Origin of the sequence: Streptomyces olivochromogenes (assembly GCF_021538895.1) — a bacterium.
Lineage (GTDB): Bacteria > Actinomycetota > Actinomycetes > Streptomycetales > Streptomycetaceae > Streptomyces > Streptomyces olivochromogenes_A.
The window spans coordinates 54,305-62,301 of record NZ_JADDRL010000054.1 but is presented as its reverse complement, the minus strand read 5'-3'; the positions used below and the strand labels follow the sequence as shown (position 1 = coordinate 62,301).

Below are 7,997 nucleotides of genomic sequence, written 5' to 3'. Positions count from 1 at the left end.
GCGGGAGGCCCCCGCCCCCACGCATACATTCCTGCTGTTTCAGAACTACTTGAACGACCCACCATGGCGGCAGCGGACCCGCAGGTCCTGCCATGCACTCCAGGTGCGCGGAAACCCGTCGAAACCTCGGGTGTTCCCTGCACCCAAGGCCCCGCTCGGACTCAAGAATTGATCACCCCCACGTCCGACGCCGGGGACGTGACTTCTGGCTTTCCTTGGCGCCGGACCCATAGATCATTAATTGGCCGCCTCGTGTTCGAACAGCTGAAGCACGGTCAATCTAGACCATCGGGGCCAGTATGAAGAGGGGGATGTATGTAATTTGTGCTCAAGCTGTGAGGCTGGATCCATCGGTCGGAGTCCGCCGACGGGTGCCCCGACGTCGGCGCACGCTCCAACAGACCGTCCACGGCGCCCAGTTCGGCAACGACTTCCCGCTGCTCGTGCCCTACGGCGTGTCGCTGTGGGCGCCCGACGTGCGCGGGGAGATCGGCCAGGACGACGAGGCGCACGACGTTCTTTTGACGCTCATCGACTTGCAGAACCTGGCTGAAAGACTCGAAAACATGGCCTGAACTGGGGGTTTATCCCGCAGAGATCAATTTCACAACTCCTCCATGGCGCGTCGTACGGTTGAGCGGCGAATTTGAAGCCGGTCGCGAAGAGCTCCTGACCTGCGATTTTGGTAGTTCACGCCATGTGTGGTGTGGGCGTGACAGGCGATATCCGGACGCTGGGATGACACGTGTGACGCCTATTTGGTGCTTGTTTCAATGGGGTGACAGAGGCTGACGATGTCGTCGACGTCGTGGATCACAGCCGGATCGAGCCCGGGACGGCGCGCCTGGACCTCCCGGATCAGGCCGCCGACCGGGCCGATCGGCTCGTTGCCGTGCAGGACCTGAGGGCGGAGTCAGGCGAGCAGTGAGCGGCCGATGATCTCCTTCATGATCTCGGTCGTGCCGCCGTAGATGGTCTGGATGCGGCCGTCGGTGAAGGCCTTGGCGATCGGGTACTCCGTCATGTAGCCGTATCCGCCGTGCAGTTGCAGGCAGCGATCGGCCACCCGCTTCTGCAGCTCGGTCGCCCACCACTTCGCCATGGAGGCATGGACGGCATCCAGCGAACCGTTGGCGTGCTCCTCGATGCAGCGGTCCAGGAAGGCCCGGGTGACGGCGCACTCGGTGGCCAACTCGGCGATCTCGAAGCGGACGTGCTGGAGCTTGGCCAGCGGCCGACCGAACGCCTCGCGCTCCTTCACGTACTGGGTGGTGATCTCCAGCAGTCGCTCAGCCCCGGCGATGGCAGCCACCGCGATGGTGATCCGCTCCTGAGCGAGGTTCGTCATCAGGTGGATGAACGCGCCGTTCAGCTCACCGAGCAGGTTCTCCTTGGGAACGCGCACGTCCCTGAAGAACAACTCGGCCGTGTCCTGCGCCTTCTGCCCGATCTTGTCGAGATTCCGGCCGCGCTCGAAGCCCTCCATGCCCCGCTCGACGACCAGCAGCGACATCCCGTGCGCGCCACCCTCAGGGGTGGTCCGGGCGACGACGATCACCAGGTCCGCGTGGATGCCGTTGGAGATGAAGGTCTTCGAACCGTTGAGAACCCAATGGTTGTCGCGTACGTCGGCCACGAAGCCGCGGACCGACCCCCCCGTGTGCGCCGATCTGCTTCACCGCCGCGTCGACGTTGCTCCGCTTCCGGCTGGCTACCGCCACCGCGGCACCCCGCGCGGCAAAGGCCTCGGCGATGGCGAGGTTGATGCCGGTCGTGCCTCCGAAGACAACGGCCGTCTTGCCGCCGAAATCGAACTGGATGTCCATGCGCATGTCTCCCTGGGTGCTCCGACGTGTCCCGCTGCGCCGCTCACGGGTGAACTGTGGTGACGGCAGAGTCAATCAACCTGACAAAATAGTCAAGTAGTGGCTGCTTCACCTCGCGCGGCAAATGCAGGGTGCAGTCGCCGCATCCGGCTGCGAAGTTGCAGTGCCGTGATGGAGCTCACTCGATAAAATTGTCGAGTGAGTGAAGGGTGCGTAGCGCTCTTCTGAGCTGGGGTTTGTTGCCTCACCAAGGGCTGGCTCGCTCGACAGTCGCAGCAGGCTCTGAATGAAACCGTCGGCCAGGACCTTGAGCTCTATGTGCAACAAGTTGCACAATCGGCGGCGTAGCCCCGGCGAGGGCACCTCCGTTGGCGGTCACGCTGCCGAGGAGGACCAACCGAAGACCGCCGAAGGACCTGCCATGTCGCTGCCCCCCGCTCTGTCACGACCTCTCACGCTTCCCGTCGTCGGCTCGCCGCTGTTCATCGCCTCGGGTCCCGAGCTGGTCATCGCCCAGTGCCAGGCCGGTGTGATCGGCTCGTTCCCCGCGCTCAACGCCCGCCCCGTGTCGCTGCTGTCCGACTGGCTGGACCGCATCACAGAGGAGAACGCCTCCTACGCGGCCACGCACCCGGAGGCCGTCGTCGCTCCGTTCGCGGTGAACCAGATCGTGCACCGCTCCAACGGCCGCCTCGACGCCGACATGAGCGTGATCGTGGAGCACCGGGTGCCGATCGTGATCACCTCACTGGGAGCGCGCCCTGAGATCAACGAAGCCGTGCATTCCTACGGCGGCATCGTGCTGCACGACGTGATCAGCAACGAGTTCGCTCACAAGGCCGTCGAGAAGGGAGCGGACGGCGTCATCGCCGTGGCCGCCGGCGCGGGCGGCCACGCGGGCACACAGTCGCCCTTCGCTCTCGTCCAGGAGATCCGCGAATGGTTCGACGGCCCGCTGCTGATGTCCGGAGCCATCGCCCACGGCCGTTCGATCCTGGCGGCCCTGGCCGCCGGCGCCGATCTCGCATACGTCGGGTCGGCATTCCTCTCGACCGTCGAGGCCAACACCCCGGCCGCTTACAAGCAGATGATCGTCGACAGCACCGCCAAGGACATCGTGTACAGCAACCTGTTCACCGGAGTCCACGGCAACTACCTGCGCGGCAGCATCGCCGCCGCCGGGCTCGACCCCGACGACCTCCCCGAGTCGGATCCGTCCACCATGGACTTCGGCTCCATGGGCAACACCGACGCCAAGGCATGGAAGGACATCTGGGGCTCCGGCCAGGGCATCGGCGCCCTCAAACAGACCACGACGGTCGCAGGCCTGGTCGCGGCGTTCAGGACCCAGTTCGACGAGGCCCGGCTCACCCTCGGAAAGAAGCTTCCGACTCCCGCGACTTCCTCGGCAACCGTCTGACGCCGCCGAGAGGCGAACCGCCACCAAGCCAGCAAGGCATCGCAGGGCGAGCACCCCAGTCGTCAAAAGCACAGACGGCGACGTCTGCACGATCCGCATCGGGGATCTCCTGGACCCTGCCCCGTGTCACCGGACGCGCGACAGCACTGGACCTCCTGCTGCGGCCTCGAATCCTTGGAGCCGTCGCGTCGCTCAGCTCGACGCCGACCCGCCGACAGCAGAGGCGACGCCCGCCCAGTCCTCATCCGGCGCGCCGCGGAGCCCGATCGCGGCGGCCCACAGCCGAGACAGGTGGTCGACGACCGCGTCCTCGTCGAATGCCTCGGCGAGCGTGTCGAGCACATGGCCGACCTGTTCGACCATCGAGCCCAGCGCGATGGCCGTCAGCCTGGCATCCAGACTCGGATTCGCCAGGCCGGCTTCCTGCAGTCGCCTGATGCCCTCCGTACTACGGCTCACGTAGAGCTCCCGGATCTCAAGAACCATCTGCCGCAGTCCCTCGTCCGCGACCGCTCCCTGCTCCACGATCCGCACCACCTTCGACGCCTGGTCCCAGGCCCGCAGATAGCGACGGTTCGACTCCACGAGCCGCGTATAGGGGTCGTCCGTGGTGTCCGACGGGACCAGGCTCGACGTGAACATCTCACCGGCGACCGAGCGGAGAACGGTGTGGAGCAGGTCTTCCTTGGACTCGAAGTACGTATAGAACGTCCCGTACGAAACGCCCGCCACCTGCGCCACGGCCTCGGGGCTGAAACCTGCCCAACCCTGACACTCCAGGACCTCCCGACCAGCAAGAATCAGCCCTTCGCGAGTACGCCGACCACGTGTCGTGGTCGGCATCTTCGGGGCCAACTTGGTCCTTGGACGTCCCATGCGCCCATCATGGCACGCCTCGAATCGGTGCCATCGGCACTCCGATTCTCTTGATCGTCTTGATGACCTCGCGGAGCCGGGCCGTGGTCACGGTGACGTCGGCGCCGGGCTTCAGGCGGACCGCTCGCAGTCCTGCGGGCCAGAGCCGCCGAATCACTTTGCTTGGCGATTGCGGCAGCCTCCCTCCGGGAACTCGAAGGACGGCGGTCGCGCTCACTGTGGCGCCACTCCCGAGGGTGGTCCCCGGCCCCCGGGCGCCGGCACGCGATCACACGATCACATGCACGGGCCCTGGCGGGCGCCCCTGATGGTTTTGGATCAACGGAGTGCAGATCATGACAACACCCGACCCCCGTACCTGGTCCGCGCACGGAACTTCGCCCGTCGGGCGCAAGGTGCCCCCCGTCCCTACCCCGCCCGCTGAGGGGAGTACTACGGCGGGAATCTCCCAGCACGAGCCCGCCGCACCCAAGGCCTGGGGACCTGTCTCCCTCGTCGTGATCATGGCCGTTGTCGTGTTGATCGCCATTGGGTTGATCGGCATGGTCGTGGCCCTGGCGTAGCCCGAACCGGCCGTGCCCGGCACCCCGACCGTCCCGTCCGTCCCTGCCCCGTCTGGATCAGGCGCAGAGGCCACCACGTCACCGCAGGGGTGAACGGGCGTGCGAGCGGGAGGCCGCCACCGCGACAGCCATGTAGGTGAGCTGCTCCGGGATCCGGAACCACAACGGGTCGGCGACGAGCGGGACGTCGGCCCGCGCCGCGTGGACGTTGGCCGGGAGCAGGCACACGAACAACACCGCCAGGCACCACCCGGCCGCGGGCCGAGAACGGGCGAGGACCAGCCCGAGCGCGCCCAGCAGTTCCAGCACGCCCGTGCCGTGCACGACCGCCGACGGGAACGGCACGACGGGCGGGACCATGGCCACGAGGTCCGCGTGCCCGGGCATGAACCCCAGCCCGGCCGGGGCGAAGTGCGCCGACGCCGTTGCCACGAGCATGACCGCAAGCCCGTGGGCCGCGCTCACCCGCCATGTGGCGAACCGCCGGACGCCGAGCGAGCCCAAGAGCCGGAACAGGAGGCTCGCCCCGGCGAGCAACGCGAGTGTCACGACCGCTCCGTGAAGAACAGACCGTCCGCGGCGAAGCCCGCTTCGGTGGTCTCGGTCGCGATGCCGCCGTCTTCGACGGTCCGGCGGGCGTGTGCGAGGTCGGCCACCGCGACCGTCATCGCTTCGAACCGCGAAACCGCGGCGCCGCCCGCGATCTCCAGCCGGGCACCACCGACCGGCAGCACGGCGAGCGTTCCGTGCCGCTCCGGCGCCGCCTCGAGCAGTTGGGCATAGCGCTGCACGATCGCGTCGAAGTCGGCCTCTGCCGCTGCTATGCGCACCGTCGCGAGGGCGTGCGCGCCGTTCGGGTGGTCCTGCCAGCGTGGCTGGTGGATCAGGTTCCGCGTCAGGTGCTGGGCGATGCCGACGAATCCCTCCACCGTCGAGCGCGGGTCGAGGTGGACGGCGCGGGCCTTGACCGTGCGCGGCCCGTCTTCGGTCTCCACGTCCCGCGCGAGGTCGAGGACGCCGTGGGCGGGGACACCGGCCGCGGACAGCGCCGTCGCGGTGGCCTCAGCGTCGTCGGTGGCGAAGTTGACCAGCCGGAACCCGATCCCCAGTTCCTTGGCGCGCCAGGGATCCGGTGCCGTTCCGTCGACGATGCCGAGCAACTCGATGTAGGAGTCGGCGAAGACGACACACTGGTTCGCCGTGCAGCCGGGCACGGGCGCTTCGCCGGGCGCGGCGCTGAGCAGGTGGCGCGAGCGCGGGCTCACGGTGAACCCGAGCGCTGTGTACCGGCGTGCCAGTTCGTCGAGGTCGTGGGTGACGACGCCGGTGTGGTGGAAGCTGTGAACCGTCATGGCCCGAGCTTGGCCCGGCGGGCCAGGGCAAAGCCCGTGCCCGTGGACCGTACGCCGGAATCCGGCACGCCCCTATCCTTGCCCGGTGGAATCCGTCACCCTCGACGAGCTGGACCGGCTGCTGTTGCACGCTCTCCAGCTGGACGCGCGGGTGCCGTTCAGCCGGATCGCGGCGGTACTCGGCGTCTCGGACCGCACGGTCGCCCGCCGCTTCGGTCGGCTGCGCGAAGCCGGGGCCGTACGGGTCAGCGGCGTGTCCCGCAGCCGTGCGGAGTGGTTCGTCCGGTTGCGCGTGCGGCCGCACGGCGCCGCCGCACTCTCACGGGCCTTGGCCGAGCGCCTCGACACCGCGTGGGTGACGCGCTTGTCCGGGGACACCGAGCTCGCGTGCCTGATGCGCACGTCCGGGGCGCTGCCGCTGACCGAGCTGAGCCGACACCCGCACGTGACCGACATCGGCGCGCAACGGCTGCTGCGGTCCTTGATGGACGGCTGGTGGCCGGGCCGCACGTCGGCGCTGACGGCTCAGCAGATCGCCGCACTGCGGGAGCCCGCGCCCCAGCGCACCGCGGTCGAGTTGACCGACCTCGACCGGCGCCTGCTGCCGGCCCTGGCCACCGACGGGCGTGCCGCATACGCGGACCTCGCCGTGCGTATCGGCTGGTCCGAATCCGCCGTGCGCCGACGCCTCGACGAACTGCGCCGCGCGGGACACGTACGCTTCCACGTCGAGGTCGACCCGGCGCTGTACGGGTACACGGCCCAGTGCCTGCTCTGGCTCTCGGTGGCCCCGTCGCAGGTCGCGGCGGTGGCGGCGCAGCTGGCCGCGGACGCCGAGACCGCGCACGTCGCCGCGATCACCGGTCGCCACAACCTCCTCGCGGTCCTCGTCTGCCGCGACACCAACGACCTGTACGCGTACGTCACCGACCGTCTCGGCGCGCTCCAGGGAGTCGATCAGATCGAGACGGCGCCTGTGGATTCCTACACCAAACGGTTCGCACCCGCTCAGGACGACAGGTAGACCGCACCGCGGCGCCGCTGTTCGGCGAACGCGACGAGGAATGGGCGCTCGGCGGCATCACCGGACGAGGTGTCGATGGGAGCGCCGGGACCAGTGCCTACCGAACAGGACCAGGTCCGCCACGAAGAGCACGATGCCGATGATCAGGAGGTAGGTCAGCCCGTGCACCACCGCGCCGATGAGTCCCAGGACGATGGCCACGAGGATCAGGAACAGGAAAAGGGCCATGATGAGCACATCCTCCGGCCTGCGCTGCTGGTCAGCGGCGTGCGAGGCGACGCCCGTGTCCAGCGCCAGGTTCGTAGGGCCTGTCGTAGTGTTTGAAGACCTCTTCTTCCCGCTCGACCGGCAGCACGTCGTCCACGCCCATGGACGGCGCCTTCCGCACCAGCCCTCGTGAGTGCGCGACCTTCACGTACCCGGGGCCGAGGGTTGCCTCGTCGAGCGGCACGAAGACGAGTCGGTGCCGGGTCGGAAGTCCGGTGCGGACGGTGACCATGGCCGGCACGTCGGTAGTGGTGTCCACGTAGACCGCTTCCAGGGCTCCGATCTTGCGTCCCCTGGGATCGAGCACGTCCCGGTTGCGCCACTCGCGAATATCGGCTGAATGGATCATGCCTCGCTCCTCTCGGCTCGGGGCGGCCGGGGCCGGGTGGCCTTGAGAGCGCCGGGCTGGCAGGGCACACCGTGATGTCGTGGGTGCGGAGGCGGAGCGGCAGTTTGAGTGACTGCTGATCCGCCGTGAGGGGCTCCGGTGGCCGCCGTCGTCCGAAGAAGCGGTGCCGGAGTGGTGGAGACGTGGTCCGGGTTTCCGATTCCTCGGCAGGGAAACGGGGTCATACCTGCATGAGTGGTGAGTCGACGCCCACCACGGCCGGCCGTGACTTTCGTATCCCTGCGAGGTTAAGATCCCCCGCCGACCTGCGGGAACTTCCA

At 68.1% G+C, this 7,997-nt stretch carries 11 protein-coding genes and 1 pseudogene; 5 read left to right on the top strand and 7 right to left on the bottom strand.

All coding sequences use genetic code 11. The annotated features are described in order from the left end of the window. Positions 1 to 371 precede the first annotated feature (371 nt). Positions 372 to 575: a hypothetical protein gene (locus tag IPZ69_RS25965; RefSeq protein ID WP_235456880.1), complete on the top strand. Its 204-nt coding sequence runs from the start codon at positions 372 to 374 to the stop codon at positions 573 to 575. Positions 576 to 913: 338 nt separating this feature from the next. Here IPZ69_RS25965 and IPZ69_RS25960 read toward each other — a convergent pair. Continuing rightward, positions 914 to 1,624, bottom strand: a pseudogene (locus IPZ69_RS25960) (acyl-CoA dehydrogenase family protein); the annotation flags it as partial. Further along, positions 1,530 to 1,754, bottom strand: a complete 225-nt coding sequence (locus tag IPZ69_RS25955) for a hypothetical protein (protein WP_235456885.1) — start codon at positions 1,752 to 1,754, stop codon at positions 1,530 to 1,532. The pseudogene IPZ69_RS25960 and the gene IPZ69_RS25955, both read right to left, overlap by 95 nt. On the opposite strand from IPZ69_RS25955, the gene IPZ69_RS47500 reads away from it, so the two are divergent. Both IPZ69_RS47500 and IPZ69_RS25945 read left to right on the top strand, forming a co-directional pair. Beyond that, entirely contained in the window at positions 1,659 to 1,889 is a 231-nt protein-coding gene (locus IPZ69_RS47500) for a hypothetical protein (protein ID WP_235456888.1), read from the top strand. The two genes, IPZ69_RS25955 and IPZ69_RS47500, sit on opposite strands and share 96 nt — an antisense overlap. Positions 1,890 to 2,247: 358 nt before the next feature. Further along, a complete protein-coding gene (locus IPZ69_RS25945; protein WP_235456878.1) occupies positions 2,248 to 3,246 on the top strand; it encodes an NAD(P)H-dependent flavin oxidoreductase in 999 nt (332 codons plus the stop codon). Between the two features lie 192 nt (positions 3,247 to 3,438). Here IPZ69_RS25945 and IPZ69_RS25940 read toward each other — a convergent pair whose 3' ends face one another. After that, a complete protein-coding gene (locus tag IPZ69_RS25940) occupies positions 3,439 to 4,089 on the bottom strand; it encodes a TetR/AcrR family transcriptional regulator (protein WP_268835050.1) in 651 nt (216 codons plus the stop codon). Positions 4,090 to 4,457: 368 nt separating this feature from the next. Here IPZ69_RS25940 and IPZ69_RS25935 point away from each other — a divergent pair, with 368 nt between their 5' ends. After that, positions 4,458 to 4,685: a DUF6480 family protein gene (locus IPZ69_RS25935; RefSeq protein ID WP_235456875.1), complete on the top strand. Its 228-nt coding sequence runs from the start codon at positions 4,458 to 4,460 to the stop codon at positions 4,683 to 4,685. Positions 4,686 to 4,763: 78 nt separating this feature from the next. Here IPZ69_RS25935 and IPZ69_RS25930 read toward each other — a convergent pair whose 3' ends face one another. Both IPZ69_RS25930 and IPZ69_RS25925 read right to left on the bottom strand, forming a co-directional pair. Then, entirely contained in the window at positions 4,764 to 5,234 is a 471-nt protein-coding gene (locus IPZ69_RS25930) for a DoxX family protein (protein ID WP_235456874.1), read from the bottom strand. After that, positions 5,231 to 6,037 (bottom strand): VOC family protein, encoded by an 807-nt coding sequence (locus IPZ69_RS25925; RefSeq protein WP_235456873.1) that lies wholly within the window; start codon positions 6,035 to 6,037, stop codon positions 5,231 to 5,233. The genes IPZ69_RS25930 and IPZ69_RS25925 overlap by 4 nt, the downstream gene beginning before the upstream one ends. Before the next feature lie 85 nt (positions 6,038 to 6,122). Here IPZ69_RS25925 and IPZ69_RS25920 point away from each other — a divergent pair, with 85 nt between their 5' ends. Next, positions 6,123 to 7,061 (top strand): Lrp/AsnC family transcriptional regulator, encoded by a 939-nt coding sequence (locus tag IPZ69_RS25920; RefSeq protein WP_235456872.1) that lies wholly within the window; start codon positions 6,123 to 6,125, stop codon positions 7,059 to 7,061. A 57-nt stretch (positions 7,062 to 7,118) separates the two neighbouring features. Here the strand turns inward: IPZ69_RS25920 and IPZ69_RS25915 are convergent, their stop codons facing one another. Both IPZ69_RS25915 and IPZ69_RS25910 read right to left on the bottom strand, forming a co-directional pair. Continuing rightward, the gene (locus tag IPZ69_RS25915) at positions 7,119 to 7,289 is read right to left on the bottom strand and encodes a hypothetical protein (RefSeq protein ID WP_235456871.1); all 171 of its coding nucleotides are present in this window, start codon (positions 7,287 to 7,289) and stop codon (positions 7,119 to 7,121) included. A gap of 31 nt (positions 7,290 to 7,320) precedes the next feature. Beyond that, positions 7,321 to 7,677, bottom strand: coding sequence for a PRC-barrel domain-containing protein (locus tag IPZ69_RS25910; protein ID WP_235456870.1), 357 nt, complete (start codon positions 7,675 to 7,677; stop codon positions 7,321 to 7,323). Between the last annotated feature and the right edge of the window lie 320 nt (positions 7,678 to 7,997).